This window comes from Pseudoalteromonas sp. MMG033, from assembly GCF_057197785.1.
Genome location: NZ_CM170070.1, coordinates 1,221,102 through 1,245,008, shown reverse-complemented (window position 1 = coordinate 1,245,008; position 23,907 = coordinate 1,221,102). Strand labels below are relative to the sequence as shown.

At 43.7% G+C, this 23,907-nt stretch carries 16 protein-coding genes; 11 read left to right on the top strand and 5 right to left on the bottom strand.

Annotation, left to right across the window (positions count from 1 at the left end):
- Positions 1 to 212: 212 nt before the first annotated feature.
- Complete coding sequence (locus AC2CZC_RS05490) at positions 213 to 1,178, top strand: GlxA family transcriptional regulator (RefSeq protein WP_484584096.1); 966 nt, start codon at positions 213 to 215, stop codon at positions 1,176 to 1,178.
- On the top strand, positions 1,175 to 2,146 hold the full coding sequence (locus AC2CZC_RS05485) for a DJ-1/PfpI family protein (RefSeq protein ID WP_484584095.1): 972 nt from the start codon (positions 1,175 to 1,177) through the stop codon (positions 2,144 to 2,146). The genes AC2CZC_RS05490 and AC2CZC_RS05485 overlap by 4 nt, the downstream gene beginning before the upstream one ends.
- On the opposite strand, the gene AC2CZC_RS05480 is transcribed toward AC2CZC_RS05485, so the two are convergent.
- Complete coding sequence (locus AC2CZC_RS05480) at positions 2,143 to 4,512, bottom strand: family 20 glycosylhydrolase (protein WP_484584094.1); 2,370 nt, start codon at positions 4,510 to 4,512, stop codon at positions 2,143 to 2,145. The genes AC2CZC_RS05485 and AC2CZC_RS05480 overlap by 4 nt on opposite strands.
- Before the next feature lie 97 nt (positions 4,513 to 4,609).
- Positions 4,610 to 5,416: an AraC family transcriptional regulator gene (locus tag AC2CZC_RS05475; protein ID WP_484584093.1), complete on the bottom strand. Its 807-nt coding sequence runs from the start codon at positions 5,414 to 5,416 to the stop codon at positions 4,610 to 4,612.
- Between the two features lie 74 nt (positions 5,417 to 5,490).
- On the opposite strand from AC2CZC_RS05475, the gene AC2CZC_RS05470 reads away from it, so the two are divergent.
- The gene (locus tag AC2CZC_RS05470) at positions 5,491 to 6,681 is read left to right on the top strand and encodes an MFS transporter (protein ID WP_484584092.1); all 1,191 of its coding nucleotides are present in this window, start codon (positions 5,491 to 5,493) and stop codon (positions 6,679 to 6,681) included.
- A gap of 67 nt (positions 6,682 to 6,748) precedes the next feature.
- Here AC2CZC_RS05470 and AC2CZC_RS05465 read toward each other — a convergent pair whose 3' ends face one another.
- The gene (locus AC2CZC_RS05465) at positions 6,749 to 8,809 is read right to left on the bottom strand and encodes a glycoside hydrolase family 97 protein (protein WP_484584091.1); all 2,061 of its coding nucleotides are present in this window, start codon (positions 8,807 to 8,809) and stop codon (positions 6,749 to 6,751) included.
- A 162-nt stretch (positions 8,810 to 8,971) separates the two neighbouring features.
- Here AC2CZC_RS05465 and AC2CZC_RS05460 point away from each other — a divergent pair, with 162 nt between their 5' ends.
- Positions 8,972 to 9,664 (top strand): cupredoxin domain-containing protein, encoded by a 693-nt coding sequence (locus AC2CZC_RS05460; RefSeq protein ID WP_484584090.1) that lies wholly within the window; start codon positions 8,972 to 8,974, stop codon positions 9,662 to 9,664.
- Complete coding sequence (locus AC2CZC_RS05455) at positions 9,657 to 10,916, top strand: hypothetical protein (protein WP_484584089.1); 1,260 nt, start codon at positions 9,657 to 9,659, stop codon at positions 10,914 to 10,916. The genes AC2CZC_RS05460 and AC2CZC_RS05455 overlap by 8 nt, the downstream gene beginning before the upstream one ends.
- Positions 10,917 to 10,950: 34 nt before the next feature.
- Here AC2CZC_RS05455 and sthA read toward each other — a convergent pair whose 3' ends face one another.
- Complete coding sequence (gene sthA / locus AC2CZC_RS05450; RefSeq protein WP_081216423.1) at positions 10,951 to 12,387, bottom strand: Si-specific NAD(P)(+) transhydrogenase; 1,437 nt, start codon at positions 12,385 to 12,387, stop codon at positions 10,951 to 10,953.
- 45 nt (positions 12,388 to 12,432) lie between these two features.
- Positions 12,433 to 13,566 carry an acyl-CoA desaturase gene (locus AC2CZC_RS05445; protein WP_063361617.1) on the bottom strand — a complete coding sequence of 378 codons (1,134 nt, stop codon included), beginning with the start codon at positions 13,564 to 13,566 and terminating at the stop codon, positions 12,433 to 12,435.
- A 111-nt stretch (positions 13,567 to 13,677) separates the two neighbouring features.
- Between AC2CZC_RS05445 and fabR the strand changes: the two genes are divergently transcribed.
- The 6 genes from fabR to AC2CZC_RS05415 all read left to right on the top strand — a co-directional run bounded on the left by fabR (position 13,678) and on the right by AC2CZC_RS05415 (position 23,891).
- On the top strand, positions 13,678 to 14,289 hold the full coding sequence (gene fabR, locus AC2CZC_RS05440) for an HTH-type transcriptional repressor FabR (RefSeq protein ID WP_063361616.1): 612 nt from the start codon (positions 13,678 to 13,680) through the stop codon (positions 14,287 to 14,289).
- A 445-nt stretch (positions 14,290 to 14,734) separates the two neighbouring features.
- Positions 14,735 to 18,070, top strand: coding sequence for a M4 family metallopeptidase (locus AC2CZC_RS05435; RefSeq protein ID WP_063361615.1), 3,336 nt, complete (start codon positions 14,735 to 14,737; stop codon positions 18,068 to 18,070).
- A gap of 85 nt (positions 18,071 to 18,155) precedes the next feature.
- Complete coding sequence (locus AC2CZC_RS05430; protein WP_063361614.1) at positions 18,156 to 20,219, top strand: Hint domain-containing protein; 2,064 nt, start codon at positions 18,156 to 18,158, stop codon at positions 20,217 to 20,219.
- Positions 20,220 to 20,270: 51 nt separating this feature from the next.
- A complete protein-coding gene (locus AC2CZC_RS05425) occupies positions 20,271 to 21,518 on the top strand; it encodes a hypothetical protein (protein ID WP_063361613.1) in 1,248 nt (415 codons plus the stop codon).
- A 10-nt stretch (positions 21,519 to 21,528) separates the two neighbouring features.
- Positions 21,529 to 22,401, top strand: coding sequence for a GEVED domain-containing protein (locus AC2CZC_RS05420; protein ID WP_063361612.1), 873 nt, complete (start codon positions 21,529 to 21,531; stop codon positions 22,399 to 22,401).
- Between the two features lie 11 nt (positions 22,402 to 22,412).
- Complete coding sequence (locus tag AC2CZC_RS05415; RefSeq protein ID WP_484584088.1) at positions 22,413 to 23,891, top strand: internalin; 1,479 nt, start codon at positions 22,413 to 22,415, stop codon at positions 23,889 to 23,891.
- Positions 23,892 to 23,907: the final 16 nt, after the last annotated feature.

The window sequence follows — 23,907 nt, the reverse complement described above, 5'->3', positions numbered from 1 at the left end:
TTTTAAACGTGGTTGTGCTTATAAAGTGACGACCTAATTGAGGGCATTAAGCACTCGCTATTGATGATAGCGGCCACCACTATCGATAAGTATGGATGCTACTTGCCATAATGTTACCTTTTATCGCTTCCTCCAAGTATGTCCTTTTTAGATAAGTTATAGTCATAAAAGACTTTTTACGATGCGATATGCTTTTTCCTAGGAGGTGCTTTATGTCACACGTTGTGGGCTTTTTTATTTACGATGAATTTCAAACTGTTGATTTAGCGGGTCCACTAGATGCTTTTGCGACCGTGAATGATCTACTGTCAAAAGAAGTATATAAGTTGGTCACGCTCGCGAATGACATTAGGCCAATTCGTGCTGAAAGTGGTTTGAAGACGTTGGCCGATGACACGATCACAAATTGCGAGGCGCTTGATGTGTTGGTGATCATTGGCGGACGAGGATGCCAAAGTGTCATCAATGATCACGCCGTGATGGCACAGTTACGTAGGCTGGGACAAAGCGCTCAGCGTATTGTGAGCATTTGTACAGGCGCATTTATTGTTGCAGCGCTTTGGCCCCAACGTGCACTTACATTGGCAACCCATTGGGATTTTTCGCAGCGGCTCGCGGCGCAATTTCCATGTGTGCAAGTGGTGTCCGATAAGCTCTTTGTTCAAAGTGATGAGGTGTATTCTTCGGGCGGGCTTACAGCGGGTATTGACCTTGCTCTGAGCCTAATTGCAAAGGATCATGGCGCAGCGATGGCGCAACGTGTTGCACAATATATGGTGATGTATGTAAGGCGCAGCGGCGATCAACGTCAGTATTCTAGTTTATTGAATGCGCAACAGACCTTGTCACAGCGCTTTCAAAGTGCCATCGAGTTTGTACAAGATAATATTAGTAAGCCGTTATCTGTTGAGATATTGGCTGAGCAAGTTGCGTTGAGCCCACGACATTTCCAGCGTGTTTTTACAGAGAAAATGGGGATATCCCCAATGCGCTTTGTACAAAGTCTAAGGTTGGAAAAAGCCAAGGGGTTATTGTGCACATCTGAGCACTCGATAGCCCATATCAGCGTGTTGACAGGATTTGGTTCACCTCCGTTATTAACTCGAAAATTCACCCAAGCGTATGGCGTAACGCCGACCCAATATCGCGAAAATTTTACAGCAGAGGTTAACGAATGAAAAAAATAATCCTAGCATGGTTAATGTGTTTGTATTGTATAAAAGGGTCTGCCCACTCGACTGATGAAAATGCATTTCATGTCGGTGTCTTATTATTTGAAGGTGCACAGGCCATTGATTTTGTGGGGCCCATAGAGGTGTTCGGTCAAGCGGGGTTTAGACTGACGACAGTAAGTAAGACGGGTAATGAAATTACCACAGCAATGGGGTTAAAGGTGACACCCGCGCAAAGTTTTGCAAACAACACAATGTTTGACGCGGTGCTTATTCCTGGCGGTAATATCAATGGTGCTTTGATCAATGATGAACAAGTGCAAAATTGGATTAAGGCACAAAGCCGCGAGGCAGATTATGTGATGTCTGTGTGCAATGGCGCGTTCATTTTGGCCAATACTGGATTGCTGAATGGTCTTTATGCGACGACCATTGAAAAAGCGTTCGACAGTTTTGCACTGCAGTACCCTTTGGTAAAGTTGGCAACAGATCAAAAACTCACTGATAACGGCAAACTACTCACTACGGCGGGGTTATCTTCAGGTATTGACGGCGCACTCTCCTTGGTTGCAAAAGTGAATGGCATGCGTTCTGCGCGCACTGTGGCGGCAAAAATTGAGTATGATTGGACGCCAAATGGGGGTTACATTCGCGGAAAAATGGCTGACCGCATACTGCCTGAGTTTAATGACTTACCAGACAGTATCACTTTAGCGTCTCGCACTTTCCATTATGGCGATGAGCAAAATTGGTATAAAGGTTACACATTTGATTTAAAAAATACCCAACCTTCAGCGTTGTTCTCATGGCTCAACCAGCAAATGACTAATGCAGGTTGGCAAGCGGCCAGTACAGAAAACACTCGCGCTTGGTCAAAGCAAGTAGGTGAAGCACAGTGGCTATTGCATATGAGCGTAAAACATCAAACAGGGTCACTGTACACGGCTCAATTAACGCTCAATCGCCAAATTTAGTTTATCGATGGCGTCGAGCCTTGTTGCATGAAGCAGCTATCTAATATGGCTTCGGTTAAATGATTCACCGCTAAAATGAGTTCGCCTTGGCGGTGAGTGTGTTGCCAAATCTGAGCACGCAGTGCATTGATATCAGCACTGCGTGATTGGTTTTGGCAGTACTTTAACACTTGCAGACCAAGTTGAATGCTTTTTTGGTGCTGTGTCAGCATAGGCTGCAGTGCTGCCAAAGTACTTGATTGCGCAAATGTGGTCTTGAGTTTGGGGATATCCGCTAACCAACTTTGATACGCATTTTGCAGTGTTAAATAACGCGTTGGCGTGTCGTTTGTTTGCAAGTGCAGGTGCCACTGGCGCAAATACAGGCTCTCTGCGGGGAGAAAATCAACTAAGGCAGCTAAGGGGGCTAGCTGGTGGTAGAGGTTTTGCTGATATTTGACATGGTGACGGGTGTAATACTGAGCTTGCTCAACCAGTTGGCTAAAGCGTTTGAGTGCGTCAACATCGCCTTGAACACTCAGCGCTGCCAGTCCCTGCTGGTGTTGAGCTTGATGTTTGAGGCCAATACGTTGATCAGCAAATTGATCCAGTGTTTTTAAGCGCTGATACATCTGTTGCTCATCTTGTAAGCTTTGGGGTGACCAGAGTCGCTCTGCGATTGCATAGAGTCTTGGCCAAATTCTGAGATCAAGATTATAGGGCATAACCAGCTCAGTCCATATGGTTGCTTCACCACCGAGTATGCGCTTGGTTGCCTCTGCATTAGGCATGGTTGCAAATTGTGTCGTGTTTAGCTTAGGCACGTCAGGTAGTGCGCTGATATCATGCTCATAGGGAGTATTTCCTATCAATATTTGGCTTTGTTCAGGTTGGTTTTTGACAAAACTAAAGCGCACTGGGCCCATCCAAGTATCAATGTCAAAACGAGTGACATTGGCGAGCGTTTCCAGTTGCTTTATTGCAATTAATTTGCGGCCGTTGATGGCAACATAGCCAATTTGGTTGTTATTGTTATTCGCCGCTAACGCAAAGTGACCTGTGACTGGCGAACCCTTGAGCCGAGTGATGGTAAATTGCCATGCCTGCCATTGTGCATCGTGATCGATGGCGTCTTGTGTGATGGGTTTTTGTGGCATCGGATCATTGCGGTAGTGATAGCTGGTGTACTGAGGTTGGTCGATGTAAAAACCCGCAGACAGGACACCTTTATGTCCCGCATTGGTTAATTGGGTCAGGGAGTCAAACCCGCGCCAAGATTGGATCACCACGGCATTGTTAAGCGCTGGTTGAAAGATCTCATCCCAGCCCATCAGCACTTTGTTGTGGGCGCTCAGTAGTGATTGCACTTTGAGGTTGAAGTGGTTATGTAATGCAACGGCTGAATTGAGTCCCTGTGCCTGCATATACGCCAAAATCGCTTCGCTTTCTAGCCAATGATCAGGTTTCACTTCATCACCCCCGATATGTACGTAGGGATCAGGAAAAATAACAGCAAGTTCCTCGATGATATGTTTAATGAATACGTCCGTATTGGGGTTACTGGGATCGAGTAAGGGTTTGAAAACACCCCAACCGCGCTCCATTGCATAGGGAACTGACTTGGCCATGAATTCTGGGTAAGCCACAGCCAATGCAGAGGCGTGTCCGGGTAAATCAATCTCAGGAACTACGCGGATCCCACGGACGCTGGCATAGGCAACTATCTCAGCCATTTCAGCTTGGGTGTAGTACTGATCATCAGAGGCGAGTTGTTGTAGTTTCGGGTAATTAACACTGGCAAAACGCCAGCCTTGATCATCGGTGAGGTGCCAATGCAAAACATTGAGTTTGGCAGATACCATGCCGTCAATCTGGCGCTTAATATCATCGATCGGGATAAAATGTCGAGCACTGTCGATCATTAATCCTCGCCATGTAAATCGAGGCGTATCATCAATGATCATCGCGGGGATCTGACTTGGAAACTGATAGGCTAATTGCCTGAGTGTTTGCAACGCATAGTTGATCCCCCAATATTGAGCAGCATGGATCTTGATGCCTTTGGGGGTGACGGCTAATTGATAGTTTTCGTTTTGATTTATACTCGGGTGCAGTGCTGAAGTGCCCGTGATTTCAAAAATGATATCAGCTCGGCCCACCTTTTGCGTGAATCGTATATTGCTGAAGGTATCTCTGAGCTGTCGCTTCAGATATTGGTTGCGTTGTTTTGGTAAGTTGGGCAGGTATACACGCAATGGCATGCTGGCGTTAAATGTCCCTTCTTCTAATGTGATACTGTGCGGGTAGGGCATCAGATGCAAATTAGACTTGGCTGCCCAAGCAGGTAAGTGAAAAAAGCCAATGATGAGCAGTACAAAACGCAGCATATCTATTCCTTGCTTGGTTATCAGAACACCAACGTGGTGGTTTTTTATCCATTTAAGTTACCAAAATCTGACAGAAAAGCACACTGTACTTTGGTGACTAGGCCTTTATGTATTGTTTGGGTGGCACACCCAGTACTTTTTTAAATGCGGTATTAAATGCGCTGCTAGACTCAAACCCTAATTGCTGAGCAATGGCTTGTTGAGATTGTCCAGCGTTGAGCATTTCTACTGCGCGCAGTGCCCTGAGCTTTTGCTTCCATTGGCTAAACCCCATATCAAAGCTTTTGTGAAATAAGCGATTTAATGTGCGACTCGATGCGCCGACAGTTTGCCCCCATTGCTCCAAAGTGAGTGGACTGCCCGGATTGGCGTAGAGCTCAGATACAATAGGGTGCAAGCGTGAGTCTTGGGCTCTGGGAATAAAAAAGTCGCTGGTGGGGGCCTGCTCAAGGCGATCGATAAAGACTTCGACAAAGCGCAGGGTTTTATCATCTAAAGTGTATTCATCAGACCAAGTACAGATCTCCAAAATCATGGCTTTTAATAACGGATCGACAACCAAAGATTTAGCCTGACTACCCAGTACGCATTGATACTTTTGATCTATGTACACACTGCGAAAATGCCCGCCATAACGACAATAGGTTTCGTGTGCGACATTTGGTGGGATCCACAGCGCTTGCTGGGGTGGGATCACAAAGCTGCCTTGTGGCGTGAAAATGGTCATGACGCCGTCACTGATATAAGTGAGCTGTCCCCATGTATGCGTGTGCTCTTCAACGTGTTCCCACTCTGGCATGGTCGTGGCACGGGGAAATACCGGCCTGCCTAGCTGTGTGCGTTTAAAGCGAGACTGTACTTTTAGCCATGGCTGATTTGTCTGTTTTGATAAATTCTCTGTCATATTTTTGGATTTTGGCCAGTATTAATTGAGCATATACTAGACAGGCGTTTCACTCAATGTGCTTAGGATAGTAAATGGAAAAACAAATATTTGGGCGGTTTACCCCCTCACCAATGAGCTTTCTAGTGTTAGCGACCATTGTTATGGCGATGGCATTCGCTGGTTGGACTGCCATGTTAAATAACTTTGCGGTGGAAGCGGCAGACTTTACTGGCGCAAACATGGGTATGTTGCAATCTTTACGAGAAATTCCCGGCTTTCTTGCCTTTACCGCGGTGTTTATCTTGTTGGTGTTAAAAGAGCAAACCTTTGCTTTGGTAAGCCTGTGCGTGCTGTCTATTGGGGTGGCTATCACCGGACTATTTCCGACTATTTATGGCTTATACGCCACCACAGTGTTGATGTCGATTGGCTTCCATTATTTCGAGACACTCAATCAATCATTGAGTTTACAGTGGTTTAAAAAAGACGAAGCTGCTGAGAAGTTAGGCAAGCTTTTATCTATTAAATCAATGGCTGCGCTGGGCACATTTGCGGTGATCTGGGTTGGGTTTACTTGGTTGCAAAGTGACTATGTATGGATGTACTTACTCATTGGTGGGGCAGGCCTTGCCGTGACGATATTTATGGCGATGACGCATCGACAGTTTGTGGCAGCGTCACCACAGAATAAAAAGCTTATATTGCGCAAAGAATACAGCTTGTATTATTTGCTGGTATTTTTCTCCGGCGCACGTCGACAAATTTTTATGGTGTTTGCAGGCTTTTTGATGGTCGAGAAGTTTGGCTATGACGTCGCAGAAATTACCGCGTTATATATGCTTAACCACGTCATTAATATCTTTTTGGCGCCCAAAATAGGCAGTTGGATAGGACGTATTGGTGAGCAAAAAGCGCTGACGGTTGAGTACATAGGTTTGATCCTAGTATTTGTCGGATATGCGCTGGTGGAGTCGGCACAGTTAGCGGCAGTGCTATATGTGGTAGACCATATTTTCTTTGCGATGGCCATTGCATTAAAAACGTATTTTCAAAAGATTGCGCGACCTGAAGACATTGCCGCAACGGCAGGGGTGAGCTTTACCATCAACCATATTGCCGCTGTAGTGATCCCTGCTAGCTTTGGTGTGGTGTGGCTATACGACCAATCATTGGTGTTTTACTTCGGTGCTGCACTGGCTGCATGTTCTTTGTTATTAAGTCAGTTTATCACTCCGCACTTACGTAAATTAAATGCCGCTGAAGCAGCTTCAAACAGTGCATGATTCAGGTTGTACAGTGAGTTTTGGTGTGAGTTGAAAAAAGAGCAGGAAAACCTGCTCTTTTTGCGCTTTAAAGGGCTTTAAAGCGAATAGCTGTGCCGCCACTGGTGGCCAGTTGCAGTGTTAAACTGTCTTTGGCGGTGACGATTTGCTTTTTGATGTCCAGTGCGTATGGATTATCTTGCCAATTAGCATCTTTGCCATCTTGATAAATATGCGCTTCGTAGCGTTTATCTTCCGCTAAAAAGTCGAGCTTCACATCAACTTTTCGCGCATGTTCATCTGTAATTGCGCCCAAATACCAATCTTTACCTGTGTACTTGCCGCGAGCACGTTCTTGACGAGCAAATACCACGTAGTCTCCCACTTCACCAGCCAATGCGATACTCTGTTCCCAGTCCGTCGGTACATCTTTGATAAATTGAAATGCACCCGGTTTTGCGAGGTAATTTTCTGGTAAATCAGCCGCCATTTGCACAGGGCTGTATAACACTACGTATTGGGCAAGTTGTTTTGCGAGTGTGGTTTGTGGACGGTTTGTTTTATCGCCTAGGCCGTTAAAGCCCATGTCAAAAATACCTGGTGTAAAGTCCATGGGGCCTGACAGCATGCGTGTGAATGCCAGCATGGGAATGTGCTCTGGTGGGTTAGGTGGCGTGCCCCATGCATTAAACTCTTGGCCGCGCGCGCCTTCGCGGGTCATCCAGTTTGGATAAGTACGGCGCAATCCGGTGTCCTTGATGGGCTCATGGGTGTTAATGCTGAGCTTGTATTTTGCAGCAAGTTTGATGTTGTCTAGGTATTCATTGACCATAAACTGACCATCATGCCATTCAAAGCGAGCATGGCCGCGCTCATCGATGCGCTTGATATTACCACCATCAGCGACGTACCCCGTTTTGATTTGGCTGACATTATTTTTTGCGTATAACTTAAATGCTGCATCCATTTGGTTACGGTAGTTACTGACGTTGCCAGAAGTTTCGTGGTGACCAATGAGTTTTGCGCCAACCTTATCGGCATGGGCCTTGATGGCCTTAAAGTCAAAGTCAGGATACGGCTGCGTAAAGCTAAATACATCGCCATTATAGAACCAATCTCCGTCCCATCCGGTGTTCCAGCCTTCAACTAAAACGCCATCAAAGCCATGCTCTGCGGCAAAGCTTAAATATTCCTTGGTGCGCTCTGTAGTGGCGCCATGTTTGTCGCCGCTGCCCCAAGTGTGCTTGCCGATATGCATGCCCCACCAAATCCCGGTATATTTACCCGGCTCAACCCAAGACACATCACCGAGTTTGTTGGGTTCATTTAGGTTTAATATCAGGTGCGAGTTCAATAAATCTTTGGCTTGTTCACCAACTTGAATGGTGCGCCATGGGGTATTAAAACGGCCGTTGGTTTTCACCGCGATGCCATCAGACCATGGAGTTAAATCGCTAATGAAAGTGCCAGGCCTGCGCTGATTCAGTGTCATACCGGCATAATCTACCAGTGCGGCTTCATGAATACTTAAGTGTACGCCGTGTTTGTTTTTAAACGTAAAGGGCGTATGCACATGGGCTGCATCATGCAGTGGCGTGGTATTGTAGGTGTATTCATATCGGTTCCAGCCTCGGGCTGGGATCCACCATGCAGTGCTGTCGCCACTATCCGTAATGCTGAATTCAGTCAGCTCGCGGGTAATATATCTGGCTTCATCTTGATTGACTTCATAACGAAATCCAAGGCCGTCATCAAAAACACGAATACGCACTCGATATTGCACCGTTTTGTTGTCTTTATCGGCAAAAGTAACCAATAGCTCATTGTGGTGATCGACAATGTTTCTCGCCTCACCCCAAGGTTGCTGCCAAGTTTCATGATGCGATTTACGCTCAGCACTGCTGATATACAAGTTATTTCGCATTGATGGCGCTCTGGCAAAGTCAAACCCCAATGTAGAAGGATTGATCACTGTTTGACCTTTAAAGGCAACTTGATATCTTGGCTGAGTGTGGTCATCACTGATAGTGAAGGTAAGCTGCTGGTCAGGGGATGAGACGTTAAAGTTGGCAGCATATACAGTCGGTGAGAGTGTGAATAAGCTGACCGTCAGGCCAACTGCTGAGCAAAATGAACTTGAATAGCGCATGTTTTTTTCCATATGGCAACGAGTTACTGTTAGCTTACGGGCTTAGTTTCAGGCCCTAAATGGTTTGCATACGTATTCAAAATTAAAATGCGATGAATGCATAATTTACGTCGTCCGGTCTATACTCAAATGAAAAACAAAGCCGGATAAGGATTGTGCTAGATGCAACTGACGCAGCAAGTAAATAGAGTGACTACAAAGCGAGCAAGGTGGCAATATGGGCTCATGCTGAGTACTTGCTTGGTATCATCGTGGGTATTGGCAAAGCCTATCACTGTGCAGGTGAAGGATGCTGAGGGAGAAGCTGTTAAAGATGCGGTTGTGTGGTTTGAGAGCAGCCAGCTGCCGCTGTCTGCCAATACACTTCAACAAGCCTACAAAATGGGCCAAAAAGAGCGTGCTTTTACTCCACATATTTTGGTGGTGCCCAAAGGGGCCGAGGTATCTTTTCCTAACTACGACTCGATTTTGCATCACGTTTACTCATTTTCCCCTGCACAACCGTTTGAATTTAAGCTGTATCGTGACAGCCCGCAATCTCTTAACTTTGGTAACACCGGCGTTGTTGAGTTGGGCTGTAATATTCATGATTGGATGTTGGGCTATATTCTGGTGGTAGACTCCACCTATTTTGCGCTTACCAATGGAGAGGGGAAAGCCACTATCGAGCTTCCTGATACCCCAATTGATAGTTTAACCATGCAAGTCTGGCATGAAGGGTTTGCCAATTTAGATAAACCTGAGAGCAAGACAATAACAGGATTACCTACTTCTAATTCTTTGATCTATCAACTTGACCAGTCGTTGTTTAAGCCCAAAGAAGACTTCTCAGATGAGTTTGATGATTATGAATAAAGTCACTTTAGATATGCTTGCTGCACCGTCAATGTGTTTACTGCTAGCCGGACTTATGAGTGTCCCGATACACACTTATGCTGCACAGCATAAAGGGCAAATTCAAGCCAGTTGGCAATCAAGTAGTGCCTATCCGTCTTGGTATGCGTGGGGTGCATCGGTTAACCGCTTTGGGCAAGGGGATGATGGCGTCAACATTAGCAGAGCGTTGTTGCAATCTCGCTTTGAGTTGGGTGATAGTTGGGCTGCGCATAGCAGTGTGCAGTATGTGCCCGATCCTGAAGCAAAAGTTGGGTTTACGGAATTATTTGCAGAATACAAACCCGTAGTTGAGGGGGCCTATCAACCACAAGTGCGTGTAGGGGGGTTTTACCCGAAAATGTCGTTGGAGAACCCGGACATTGGCTGGTCTTCGCCATACAACTATGGTTACTCTGCTATCAATGCCTGGCTTGGCGAAGAGCTTAGAGTGATAGGTGTCGAGGCCAGTATCAAGCGCAGTGGTAAGCGGTTAGCAAAACCCAGCTTACACAATTGGCAATGGGTTGCGGGGCTTTATAATGGTAACGATCCCCTTGGTGCCGTGTTGGCATGGCGCGGGTTTGCACCACATGATAGGCAATCTGTTTTTAATGAAGTACTGGCATTGCGTCCAACAGCGGGCTTTATGACACCGCAATTAAGCAAGCAAGCGTGGCAAATAGAGCCATTCACTGAGATTGATGGCCGTTTTGGATATTATGTTGGGGCACATTGGAGCTATCAAAACCGCCATGACTTGCGAGCATATTGGTATGACAATAATGGCGATCCAGAAGTGCTTAATTATAAAACGGGTCAATATGCTTGGGACACCAAATTTTGGAGCCTGGCGTATAAGTACAAGATCACTAAGCAAACACATGTGATTGCCCAAGCAATGGCGGGGAATACGGCGATGGGGTTTTCTCGCGGCGTAGATAATGACTTTGACAGTCAATTTATACTGCTGACGCATCGCTGGCAGGCATTTAGAGTAAGTGGCCGTATTGAGCAATTTAGAGTTCAAGATATGGACCATTGGGCGTTTGACCCTAACGAAAGTGACGGCGGGGCTGTGACCACGACCGTTAAGTGGCGTTATTCAAAGAGCTGGCGCTTTGGTGTTGAGTTTCAATACTTAGAGACAAAAGTGGCCAATCGTGCCGATGATAATTTGCCTACCCGTCAGCAAGAACACTTATGGCGACTCAGCGGGGAATATCGCTTTTAGATAGCGGCTGAGGGGACAGCCGCTTTTTGACGGGTTAGTCACATAGCCTATTGAGACCATTGAGGGCCGCAACACGATAGGCCTCTGCCATAGTTGGATAATTGAAGGTTGTATTGACAAAATACTCTACGTTATTGCCTTCGCCTTTTTGCTCCATAATGGCTTGGCCGATGTGCACAATCTCAGAGGCACGCTCGCCAAAGCAGTGGATCCCCAAAATTTCTTTGGTTTTGCTATGGAATAGTATTTTCAAACTACCTACTTCAGTGCTGGCGATTTGTGCTCGTGCAAGGTGTTTGAACTGTGCTCTGCCGACTTCATAAGGGATTTTCGCTGCGGTCAGCTCTTGCTCTGTTTTACCAACGGAACTCATTTCTGGGATAGTATAAATCCCAGTTGGAATATCGGTGATCAAGCGCTCATCACATTGACCGTTTGCAATGGCATTGGCGGCAATACGGCCTTGGTCAAACGCCGCACTCGCAAGGCTTGGGTAACCAATGACATCGCCGACAGCATAAATATTGTCAACTTGGGTTTGATAGTACTCGTTAACACGCAATTGTCCGCGACTATCCGCTTTGAGACCTACAGCGCCTAGGTTCAAGCTATCAGTATTACCCGTTCGACCATTGGCCCATAAAATACAATCGGCTTTTACTTTTTTACCAGACTGGAGGTGCAAAATGACGCCTTTGTCACTGGTCTCTACTTTGGCAAACTCTTCGTTGTGACGGATCACGATGCCACTGTTCCAAAAGTGATAGCTCAATGCATCTGAGATTTCATCATCCATAAAAGAAAGCAATCTATCTCGTGTATTGATCAAATCAACTTTCGCGCCAAGACCTTTAAAAATGGACGCGTACTCACAGCCAATCACCCCTGCACCGTACACGATGACGCGCTGCGGATTGTGCTCAAGGCCAAGAATGGTATCACTATCGTAGACGCGCGGATGATCAAAGTCGATTTCAGGCGGACGGTAAGGTCTAGAGCCTGTGGCAATGACAATGGTTTTCGCGGTGAGCACATCTTGAGAGCCATCTAGGTGCGTTACGCGCACGGTATTGGCATCAACAAAGCTGGCTTCACCTTGGTAAAGGTGAATGCGATTGCGATCATAAAAGCTTGATCGCAAAGAGGACTGCTTACCAATTACATCACTGGCATGGTTTAAAATGTCTTGAAACGTCAAGCGTTTTGGGCGCTCGGTAAAGCGATATAAAGGATTGGCTTTGTATTCGATAAGACGACTGACTGAGTGTCTGAGTGCTTTGGAGGGAATAGTTCCCCAATGAACGCAGCCACCGCCGACAGATGTTTGCTTTTCTATGACTGCGACTTTACGCTGGCTTTTTGATAAGTTCATTGCCGCGCCTTCACCACCTGGACCTGTGCCGATGATTATGGCGTCATATTGATAAGATTGTGAGGGTTGCTCGCTGGGTGTGTCTTTGGATTTAGTCACGGCCTCGCCTTACTTGCTAATTGGGGAGGCCGATAAGGGTGCGGGTTAGCTCGCTGCGCCTTTTAACAGCCTCGAGTTTAATGCCAACCATGCTTGTTTTTGTGAATGCCACGCTTGCTCTAATTCAGAGTATTGTTTGTGTAGCGCGGATTGTTCACACTGTTCTAAAACGGCATGTTTTTTAGCTTCGAGTAATTGCCTTTGAATTGCACAGAAGTTCTGTAACTTTTTCAAAAGCAAATCATATTCTTGTTGTAACAATGTAAGCTTATCTTGTGCTAAAGGCAATTTTGCAAGGGTAACTTTCGTTTTATTCAACAAGGTTTCCGCTTTGGCTTTTTCAATACGCTCCACCGGTGTACGCTTTAACTTACTGGCAAGGCCAAAGAATGACAGAGCACGGATCATCCATTTCGTTGGGTCGTAATGATACCAGCGGATCCCATTACGGTAGTCGCTTGCAAAAATATGGTGGAAGTTGTGATAGCCTTCACCATAAGTTAGTAACGCCAAGAAGCCATTGTCACGGGCTGTATTTTTCTCTGTGTAAGGGCGGCTGCCCCAAATATGTGCCAGTGAGTTGATGAAAAATGTAAAGTGTTGCGATAGCACTAAACGTAGTACACCGGCTAATAGCAACATGCCAAATACATCGCCCAGTGCCAGTCCAAGCAGTAATGGGATACCAATATTAGTCAGTAGTACGAGTTTTAAATAATGTTTGTGCTGCCACATTACGATTTTGTTACGTTGCAAGTCGCGCGCATTGTTGTAATCACCATAGCTTTCCCCTTGGTAATCACGCAGCATCCAGCCAATATGGCTGTACCAGAACCCACGGGTAGCGGCATAAGGGTCTTTGACTGGGTCATCTACCTGACCATGGTGTACGCGGTGATCACTACTCCAATGAAGAATACTATTTTGCAAAGCAAAGGCTCCGCCCAGCGCAAAAAATACTTGGATCACAGGATGTGTTTCATAGGCCTTGTGCGCCCAAAGGCGGTGGTAACCAGCGGTGATAGACATGCCAGCGTAAAACATACAGGCAATGAATGCTAGCCAATGAGTGAGGGTATAACCATATTCAAACCCGTACCAAGGCACCAAGGTCACGGCAGCTAAAAAAGACAGACTAAAGAAGATGACATTAGTCCAAATAATCGGCGGTTTTTTCATTTTTTAAAATCTCAGCGTACACTTGTACGCTAAAATAGTATTTCATTCTTGCGCCGTCAAGTATTAGACTGCCCAATTAGCATATTGGGGTAAATAAATTAGGGGTCATTCATGTCAGGTGTGCGCGCACAACAAAAACAAAAAACTCGACAAGCACTGATAGAAGCAGCGTTTAATCAGCTCAGTGCTGAGCACAGTTTTTCTAATTTGAGTTTACGTGAAGTGGCCCGTGAAGCGGGGATTGCGCCAACCTCGTTTTATCGTCACTTCAAAGATATGAATGAGTTGGGCTTGACGCTGGTGGATGAAGCTGGCCTCACTTTAAGGCAATTAATGCGTCAAGCAAGGCGACGTATTGCCAGTGGTGGCAGCGTAATAGATACCTCTGTGCAAACTTTTATGGAATTTATTGAGACGTCAAGTAACCAATTTCGATTACTCTTAAGAGAACGTTCCGGCACTTCCCCTGCTTTTCGTGCAGCAGTCGCCAGAGAAATAAAGCACTTTATTTTAGAGCTTGCACATTATCTTGAGTCAGAAACCAAGGTGGACTCTCATCATGCTTACATGCAGGCAGAGGCTATGGTGACCTTGGTATTTAGCTCAGGTGCCGAAGCACTTGACCAAGACCAGCAACAGCGCGCTGAGTTGACTGCCCGTTTAATATGGCAACTTAGGTACATAGCAAAAGGTGCTGCGGGTTATCAAAAAACCTCGATTTAAAATTACCAATTACTTAAACCATATAAATAATTAATGTCTTGTCCAATAGCGATATAAATCGCTAACGGACACTATGTTCAATTCTCAATATTTATTTTATGTCTTGTTCCCTATTTAATATTTAGTGGACTAATACATTTAACCCATTTATTCAGCTTATTCTCTTTTTTTTACTTCTAAAAACACAAAATTGATTTTTTATCATTATTGTTATTTTGTTTAGTTCCTTTTTGATTCCTGTTACTTTATTGTAATTTCCCTATTGGGGTAGTGGGTTTTGTGCCTTCAGTATTCACTTTATATTTTCATTAGGTGCTTTTTTTTAATTTTTGATGTAATTACTCTATACAACCCAAATTCTATATAGTATAAAATGCGTTCAAATAATGTTGAGCAATGTTAAAAAGTAATATTGTTGTTTGTTACAATTAAAAGGATGGATTGTATGAAACATGTGGCTGCTTTTTTTGGCCTTTCATTAACTATGTTGCCTGTGTGTACTGCCTTGGCAGCAGTGGAAAAGACTTCACTGTATAATAAGCAGTTTTTATGGCATGAATTGGAAAGCTCACTTCTTAAACCCACAGAGTTTGCCTCGACGAAAGCTGAATTAAAAACTATTAATAATGATCAAAATATTCAATATAAACTTGTTAAAAGTGTTGGTAAAGGCAGCACCTATGACCATTATCAAGCGTATTTTAATAACCAACCTATATTAGGCAGTAATCTTGTCGTAGCACGCAATAGCAACGGGTCAATTCGACAAACTATGGGTAAATTACTCTCTGGTAGTGCTAAGGCGAAAACTGCTGTATACCATGATGTGATGCAGCCTACTTTAGAGCAAACAATCAGCGAACTCAGTGTGCTCGAAGGGGCTAAAATTGTCGATATAATGACAGCTTATACATTGATAGATGGTGATTTATTGCCTGTTATTCAAGTTAAAACTAGGCTGCATGGGCGCAGTGAGCGGTGGGTGCTCGATGGCAATAACTTGGCTATATTATCAAAGCAAGATGATACTTTGTATGCAGTTGCTCCTGATTCATTACAAGAGCAAGGGTATCAAGTAGGCGGTGGTATTGGTGGCAATACTAAGCTTGGTGCAATTTGCTTTTCACCTAGCCCTAGTAGTATGAGTAACTGTACAAGCTATCAATATGATAGTTATAACCCTGTCGGCCAAGAATTGTTGTTTGAAGATTTAGATCGCGATGCGATTTTTGCAGAGTTCAATGGATTTCCATTTGTTATCAAAAAAGAAAATGGAAACTGTATTCTTGAAAATCCATACGTTACCACTTTTGATATGGAAAAGTCTGAGACTGAGCCTGCTTCCTATGTCTGTCAACAGAACAATGAAAACTTCGTTAAAAGTGAGATTGATACAAACTACAATGCACGCTTGAGCTACAGTGCAGTCAATGAAGGACATTTTAATGGTGGCTTAGTGATGCAGTTTTTCCATAAAAAGTTGCGTGAATTGTTTCCAAACCAGTCAGTAGATTGCTCTAGCTCAGGTTATTGTATTAAGCCGCTGCAGCAAAAAGTAAATCACCATACCATTTTTGGTTCTAATTTCGCTTGGTGGGACGGTGCCTACGTTAATTATGGCCCTGGTGACAATGGTTATCAGTTTTATTCATTTACTGGATTGGGGATCGTTGCACATGAAGTTGGGCATGCGATCACTGAATGGAACTCAGCTATTGGTGCCAACAGTCATATCGACTATGCCATTAATGAAGGTCTATCAGATATCGCAGCACTTGCTGCCCTTGACTATTTTCAGCACGCAGCAAGCGGAGCTTATACTCAATCCCAGTCATTTGTAGATATGTTTATAGAACAACAGGGACAATATAGTACCAACCGTAAATGGTGGTATGGCTGGGATATTGTAGTTGGTGATCATGCAATGAGGTATTTCGAACTGCCTTCATGGGATGGCAGAAGCATTGATCATTGGAAAGACTTTACCAGTGCCAAAACAGGCCATGACAACGGAGGTGTATTGCGAAAAGCTTTTTATGAATTGGTAAAAACACATAATTGGAGTATTCAACAAGCATACAATTTATTTTTACGTGCCAATGCTTCTCAATGCTTATTCGCGGGTATGACAATTAATGAATTTGGCTTTTGTTTAATTGATCAAGCGAGTCATATCACAGTTGATAATAAGGCTGCGGAAGAAGTCATCAGTGACATTGCAGATAGTTTAGCTGGGGTTGGTATTTCAACGGGTATAGGTTTATCTACCTTAGATGCTGATATTTGGTTGAATTATAACACTGTTAATTATGATTTAAGCCGTCTTAACCCTGGCACAATTACACAAATTGAAGTCCATTGGGGTGATGGTCAAATAGAAAAATGGCATCAAAGTGATAACACTGCAATTTATCCATTCTTGAAGCGCAAAAAAGTGCTGGCAGAAGATCAATTAGTGCGCTTTGCGCTGCATGTGACGACAGTAAGTGGCACAACATCCTCAGCCTTTAAGCACTTTTTTACTCGCAAAGCCGAGGCGTGTGCGCCCTATATGACTAATGATGTTTTATACACTGACTCCATTTCGTTTGGAGGACATGAGTTTAATGGGTTGCCAGCCGGCTATACACCATATATAACTTCGCCTTTTGCACTGGCAACAAAGCAAGATTATACCATTAACTTTTCTCAAGATTTAACGGGTAAACTGCTCGATGTATTTTTTGATTACAATAAAAATGGCAAATTGGAGTTGGACGAAAACATCGTTAGCGAACAAAGAATATCTGGGAAATCGGCGTCTTTTAATATTAATCAACAAATCTCCCCGGGCATGGGAGTACTGAGAATTGCTATTTCAACTGGAGAATTAGATTACTATATTTGGGATGGTTGTGGCCTTGTTGATAATAGCCAAGTACTTGATGTGATGTTAGATATGGATTCAGTTGCATTGCCAATTATTGCTAACTTTGGCATTGAATATCTTGAAGGAAATCGCGTTAAATTCACTAATAGCTCTCAAGTAAATCCGAATAAAGCGGTTAGTTATCTGTGGCAATTTGGCTTTGATAATAAAACTAGCCGTGTAAAAGAGCCTAGTATAATTGAGTACCCAGAAGGCGGTGGTCAGTTTGATGTATCTTTACAGGTTAGTTATGACGATAACAGTGACTTGGATACCAAATCAAATAAGGTTTATTTGGCGCCCATAGAACAGTGCCCAGCTAAAATCAGATATGCGGACAATGCAGGTGTTTTATATATAGATGAACTTAAATTGTTCAACTATAATACCGAGCTTGCAATATTACCTAGTGCCCCAGGTTATAATCCGCAAGGGTATAGCAAAGCTGTCTTAGAAAATTTCAGTATGGATCATAAGTCTAATTTGAGCCTTGAAGTCATGACTAATTTAATTCCGCGCTCTACAGCAGAGAGCCTATTAAACAATAGTAATCGTGGTATTCGCTTTACAATATGGCTAGATGAAAATCGCGATGGCGTTTTCAGTGCTGATGAATCAAGTTTTGGTAATGATCCCAATTATGATTATTGGCTGGACAACAGTACTTGTCGCACTCTCAATGACCAAGAGTATTGCCAGATTAAGGCCATCAAGTCTATCAATCTACCGCGACTGCCTTGGTATGATAGGTCGAAGAATTTTGACATTCGCGCAAAAATAGAAGAGCACCCACAGTATTCTTATAAAAAGGATGCGTGTAACTTGTTTGATTATGGGGAAATCCACGATCTCCAGCTCAAAGTTACACGATAAATATCACTAAATCGCTCGCAGTCATGTAGGCAAAGGTCACTTTGCCTACGAGCTACTTTGCATCACCATAAAAAAAGGAAACTTTATGAAACTTGTTAGCCTAGCAGTGATCGCTGCTTTGGGAGGGGCTTCGTTGTGTGCAACTGCTGCGCCAGTCCTATTTGAAAACCCAACAATTCAAACGATTGTCCAGCCGGATGCATCATTGAGTGAGTTTGAGCAGGTGAAACTTCGTTTAGGCCAGCACGGCTTAAACGAGAAAAATCGTCCGCATTTATTCAAGGTATTAAGAAATACTGAGCGCAAAAAAATGCAAGAAAAAGAGCAGGGCTTAGCCACAACTAGTTTGGCAGAGTCCTCAAATGCGATGTGTACAACTTCGGATCAAGTCTGCTCTTTCTTTAAAGACTTAGGCTTTAAAATTGCTACTGGGACGGATCAACAGGAGTATATATTCGTCTCTGCAATCAACAGCGAAGCAAGTTCTACCGTGTACACTTATATGGACTTGACTTTAGTTAATGAAAATAACCAACCTATCACCGTCCCTCGTGTTTTAGAGTACTTTGGCGAGGGGAGTAGTACACAAAAGCGCATGGATATTAGTTCAGTTGGAAAAGTGAATGAGGTCTTACCTAAGTTAATGGCAGCAGAGAGAATTTACGCCAATACATGGGTAGTGGTTGTGTATATTGATGCAACAGGTGCGGAAGTTACTGAGGCGAAACAGATGCGTATAGAGTATCCAAAAGAGACGATACTTGCTGAATTAGGCTATGTGAGATCGTATGCAACAGCCCGTGATTTACCAATGCAAGCTGCTATGCATGACCCTAACAATGAAATGTCTATTTTACCTAGTAGTAGCTATTACGATAGGATTGACAGATATGCACTTATCCAATATGACATTATAAACCCTAAAGATAAAAAAGAGATCAAAGACGATAAAACTCTAAACCGTATTAAGGTATGTTTAAACCGTCGTTATGACGACTGTGATATTGACGCTTATTATGACCCAGGCACCCCTAATGAGCAGGTAAAAGTGGTTGTTCCTTTCACAGGATACAGAGATATTCTGGGTAAAGTAACCAAGATTTACCGTCCTGATTGGTCGACAAAAAATGTTACTTATGATGATAAAGGCAACCCAAATTACATCATTAACCCAAAAGGTGAGCAGCCTTTTGGCCTCTATCATGGTTCTGAGATTTTTATTCAAACTAAAGAACTCGGGGGGGCCTCTGTTCTTGGTGCTGGATATCAAGGTTCTAATTATTTATTTTCAGATTACATCTCTTTAAAGCTTTTTAGAAAGCCAATTGGAAAACCAAAAGAAGGTCAGCCGCAAAAGTATATCGATGTTACTCGTTTATCCTGGAATATTCCTAGATCGAAAGGTATATTTGGCGATGCACGCCTCTATGGCCGTTATGAAGATGCACACTGGATCATGAACTTAGCGTTTGAAGTTGAGCAGCAGTTTGGACCAACAAAGCAAATTAGACACTTTGCCTATGTGATTGGAAGCCAAGATATGCCGAAACAGCAAACGTTTGTTGACATTGATCATCCACCGCTGCAAATGGTGTTCAGCTGTTTGGCAAAAGGGTCAAAAATTAAGCTTGCCAATGGTAAAGAGCTAGCAATTGAGCAGTTAAATGTAGGAGATACAGTGCTAGGTGCTAGCCAGTTTGCGCCAAATGTCCATATGCCACTAGAAATTAAGGATATTTCTATAGGTTCTGAGACACAGCCAATGGTCAAATTAACCACCGAATCAGGTAAAGAGCTTCTGCTTACTGAGTCTCACCCTGTTTTAACGCAAGCTGGTGTATCAGCTTGGGCTAATAAGGTTCAAGTTGGCGATCGCATTCGAACGAGTAATGGTCTTGAGTTGGTAAGCAAGGTAGAGGAAGTGAAGTACGATGACCACGTCTATAACCTTAAGTTGGCAAGAACAGCTGATGATCCTAACCATAGCCCTGGTGAAACCTTCTCTATGTTTGCAAATGGACTGCAAGTGGGCGATTTAGCAATGCAAACAGACAATGAGTTTGAAGAGGTTGTTGAAACAGAACAAGATGTTCTTAAGCGCATTCCTGAAGCGTGGCACAAAGATTACCTAAACAGCTTGAACAAATAGGACACAAATTAGCAGAGGCCTAATCTAGGCCTCTTCACGGAGTGAAAACAAATGAAAAAACATAATTTCATTAGCCTTGCGCTGGTTTTATCTGCAGTTCCAGCCATTGCTCAAGTATCAGATTCCCCACAGACGCTAAGTGAATTAAAAGCTTTATCAAGTGAGACAAAAAGCATTGATTTAGTGCCGCTTGGCACCGCCTATCAAAGCAAAGGGGATGTTTTATTAGGGCTTCAATCTGTGCAGGGCACAGCCGTTGAACACTTGGGTAATACCAATATCGATTTTCGAGTCGGTGTTGATTTAAGTTATGAGCAAGCACTAAAGCTGATTGACGGCAAAGTCGATGCTGGCTTTAAGTTTCCAGCGGTGCGTGTTGATGCTGGGGCAAATTACGCCAAAGATATCAGTGCGGATAGATACACAGGCACCTATAGCGTGTATTCATCAGTGAAGCCCAAGTCCCGTATTTTGATGCCAACAGGTGAAGATGGGTATCAACCAACACAGGCAGCAAAAGAATTGGCGCAAGCATATCCTGGCAATAAGGCTGCCAATTTAGGAGATGGCTTTGTTCAAGGATTTGCTTACGGTTCAAATGTGGTTATCAATATGAAAATTGAATACCGCAATGAGGAAGATAAACGCAATATTGGTGGTTACCTAAGTGTTGATTGGATTGGCAACATAAAAGTCGATGGTAAATTACAAAAGGTTGATGAAGAAAAGCGTCAGTCGGTAAAAATTTCGATCAGTGGTTATCAAAGTGGCGGCGATCCTAACCGTCTGTTAAATATTATTCCCAATGGCATCATGCGGTGTACTTTGCTTAATCCAGAGCCTTGTTTCAATTTATTTGAAGCTGCAGTCAATTACTTAAAGTCAGATTACATCAACCAGTTTGATACGTTAGATGATTACAACATCACTGAGAGCTATATCACTAGGTACCTAGATTCAGGAGCAGGCTTACAGCAATTGATCCCAGATGCAGGTTACACCCCAGTGAACTATTTGACTAAATTGGTCATTAAGGAATTAACTGCGCGCTGGATCGAAGAGCGCCTAACCTACCGTAGATCTAAAAATTTACAGCGTTACTATGCTGCACAATTCTCTCCAGAGCAGCTAGGGCAATTGCAGCAAATTGAGAACTCTAGCCGTGCCAATGCAAACTTATTCGCTGACATGGTTGACTACTGTGAGCGCAACCCAGAAGGTAATTATTGCATTGATTATGAAGCGGGCAATCTCACTTATTATCGAGATTACAGCGCGATCAGCGACGTATTAAAGTAAGGAAACCATCATGAATAAGCTAACAACGAGAACATATGTTTCGTCAATCGCGCTTGTTTCTTCATTACTGGCATTGGGCGCGCAAGCTCAAACACAAAAAGATGAATTAATACAACAAGCCCAATATAGTGAATTAGGCGATGTACTCACGCCTGCTGAAGCACAGGGTCGTTTTGCTTGGTTAAATAAGTGCTATGACGGCTTATTGGTTGAAATGTGGGAACAAATGTTCGATACGCGGGAAATCATTCCAAAAGACCAAAAAATTCAGCAGCTGAGGGAACTTTGGTTGTCCCAGGAAAAAGTGGCGGCGGGGCAAGCTCAATATGTTACTTTCGCGAATGAAGACTTTACTAACCCATATGAATGGACTGCTGGAACAAGTGAAAATCAAGCATGTACTATTATGCCTCCAGAATATCAAGCGGTAGCGTTGAAAACAACAGTATTAAAGCATAAGTACTGTGAAAATAAGAGTTATAACAGTGAATGGGAGTGGATTGAAAGTGTTAAGGTCGACGGCTTTGAACATGTATCTGGTTCTCATAACCATACAATGGTTTCAGGAAAAGCATTGACATTATCCGCCAACAAGCGCACACAATTTACAATTACGCCAGGCAAAATTATACCAGAGTACCCAGGTTATTTTGCATTACGAGCTTGGGTTGATTGGAATCACAATGGTACATTTGAAAGCAACGAAATGATACATCACTCAACTGGCGAAGGGGTATTTGAATTTACCCATGATATACCTACAGATGTACCTAAAGGCATTACTGTCATGCGTTTGGCTTTGGATGCAGGTGGTGGTTTCAACAACGCATGTACACGCATTCAATATGGCGAAGTTGAAGATTACCTGGTAACAGTTCGTTAAGGAAAGATGATATGAAACCTATTTATTTATCAGTTATTGCGATGGCATTAACTGGGCAAAGCGTCGCAGCACAGACATCCGCTTCAGATGTTTCAAGCTCAAACTTATCAGGCTCTGTGATCTCAGGACTAATTAACGATCATGTTGCGATTGGTACGGCGTATGACAGTCAAAAGAAGCGTTTTCTCAATGTGCAGCCGGTATCAGGGGTGATTGATGAAACCTTTGGAAACACAGAACTTAAGTTCAAAACCGGCATAGATATGAGCTACGATGACATGCTCAATACGCTGAACGGCAGCGTGGATGTCGATGTCAATTTCCCTGTTGTGCGCGTATCTGCGGGTGCCTCTTTAGCAAAAGAAATGGCGTCTAGCACGTATTCCAGTTCCTATACTTTCAGTGCGGCAAGCACACCTAAAAAGCGTTTGTTCTTACCCAAAAATCAAAATCAGGGCTTTGTGTTGTCACAAGTGGGTAATGACATTGCGAACAATCACCAGACAAAGCTTCAGACCTTGGTGGGCGATGAGTTTGTTACTGGCGTTGAATACGGCGCGAGTGTGCTAGTAAACCTTAAAATAGATTACGGGAGCAACAAAGATAAATCAGAGATTGGTGGTTATCTCGACGTTGATTTGTATGGCGGTATTTTTAAGGTTGGTGGTCAGCTTAAATATCTTAAAGATGAAACTAAGTCATCGGTAAAGATTACAGTTCGTGCAGTACAGCAAGGGGGAGATCCTAAGCAATTATTGAGCGTGATCCCAAATAATATCATTACTTGTTCGTTAGATAATCCAAAGCCATGTTTTGATATGTTTTATGAAGCGGTTAAATATTCAAAAACAGGCTTTAATTCACAGTTGAATAGCTTGAGCGATTATAACGTTGTACGTTATTACACCACACGCTATGAAAACTCGTCACTGGCCCTGCGCAATTTGGTGCCGGAATACCAGATTGTACGCAATGCGACTAAGTGGTTGATAAGTGAGTTGGAAGACGATTTTAAACAAGCAATCTTAGATGAGCAACGTGCCGAAAAGCTACTCAATAGCTATTATGCATATCTACCAGAAGGCCAGCGGGTATCGGTCGAACGCATTAAAGATCTTGCTTATGATAATGCATGGTTCTTCTTTAATGCAGCTCAGTTTTGCCGCGATAACCCGTTTGGATATGCATGCGAGAATAAAGTACAAGAGATGAAAAGTGCCTGTGTGCAGCGCGGTAAAGCTTGCCCTGCAAGTTATAACGTGACCGATTTACAGTTGCCTAGCACAGGTAAACAAGATTGGAAGCAGTGTGAGCTTGCTAGACAAGAGGCTGTTCGTTCTGGAGTCGTGACCGAGGAAGAAAGTGCACGTTTTCGTAATCTACGTTGGGCACCTACCTTTATCGATGTCAACGCACCAGCACGTGGGATCATCAATTGGCGCCTATGTGAAGGGGCGTTAAGCACTTATGGCAATGCCTTTGCCCAATAATCTGAAGAAAGCCGTA

What these genes read in the sequence shown, in the direction of transcription:
- AC2CZC_RS05490 (WP_484584096.1), top strand. Translation starts at nt 213, where the DNA reads ATGTCACACGTTGTGGGCTTTTTTATTTACGATGAATTTCAAACTGTT.
- AC2CZC_RS05485 (WP_484584095.1), top strand. Translation starts at nt 1,175, where the DNA reads ATGAAAAAAATAATCCTAGCATGGTTAATGTGTTTGTATTGTATAAAA.
- AC2CZC_RS05480 (WP_484584094.1), bottom strand. Translation starts at nt 4,512, where the DNA reads ATGCTGCGTTTTGTACTGCTCATCATTGGCTTTTTTCACTTACCTGCT.
- AC2CZC_RS05475 (WP_484584093.1), bottom strand. Translation starts at nt 5,416, where the DNA reads ATGACAGAGAATTTATCAAAACAGACAAATCAGCCATGGCTAAAAGTA.
- AC2CZC_RS05470 (WP_484584092.1), top strand. Translation starts at nt 5,491, where the DNA reads ATGGAAAAACAAATATTTGGGCGGTTTACCCCCTCACCAATGAGCTTT.
- AC2CZC_RS05465 (WP_484584091.1), bottom strand. Translation starts at nt 8,809, where the DNA reads ATGCGCTATTCAAGTTCATTTTGCTCAGCAGTTGGCCTGACGGTCAGC.
- AC2CZC_RS05460 (WP_484584090.1), top strand. Translation starts at nt 8,972, where the DNA reads ATGCAACTGACGCAGCAAGTAAATAGAGTGACTACAAAGCGAGCAAGG.
- AC2CZC_RS05455 (WP_484584089.1), top strand. Translation starts at nt 9,657, where the DNA reads ATGAATAAAGTCACTTTAGATATGCTTGCTGCACCGTCAATGTGTTTA.
- AC2CZC_RS05445 (WP_063361617.1), bottom strand. Translation starts at nt 13,566, where the DNA reads ATGAAAAAACCGCCGATTATTTGGACTAATGTCATCTTCTTTAGTCTG.
- fabR (WP_063361616.1), top strand. Translation starts at nt 13,678, where the DNA reads ATGTCAGGTGTGCGCGCACAACAAAAACAAAAAACTCGACAAGCACTG.
- AC2CZC_RS05435 (WP_063361615.1), top strand. Translation starts at nt 14,735, where the DNA reads ATGAAACATGTGGCTGCTTTTTTTGGCCTTTCATTAACTATGTTGCCT.
- AC2CZC_RS05430 (WP_063361614.1), top strand. Translation starts at nt 18,156, where the DNA reads ATGAAACTTGTTAGCCTAGCAGTGATCGCTGCTTTGGGAGGGGCTTCG.
- AC2CZC_RS05425 (WP_063361613.1), top strand. Translation starts at nt 20,271, where the DNA reads ATGAAAAAACATAATTTCATTAGCCTTGCGCTGGTTTTATCTGCAGTT.
- AC2CZC_RS05420 (WP_063361612.1), top strand. Translation starts at nt 21,529, where the DNA reads ATGAATAAGCTAACAACGAGAACATATGTTTCGTCAATCGCGCTTGTT.
- AC2CZC_RS05415 (WP_484584088.1), top strand. Translation starts at nt 22,413, where the DNA reads ATGAAACCTATTTATTTATCAGTTATTGCGATGGCATTAACTGGGCAA.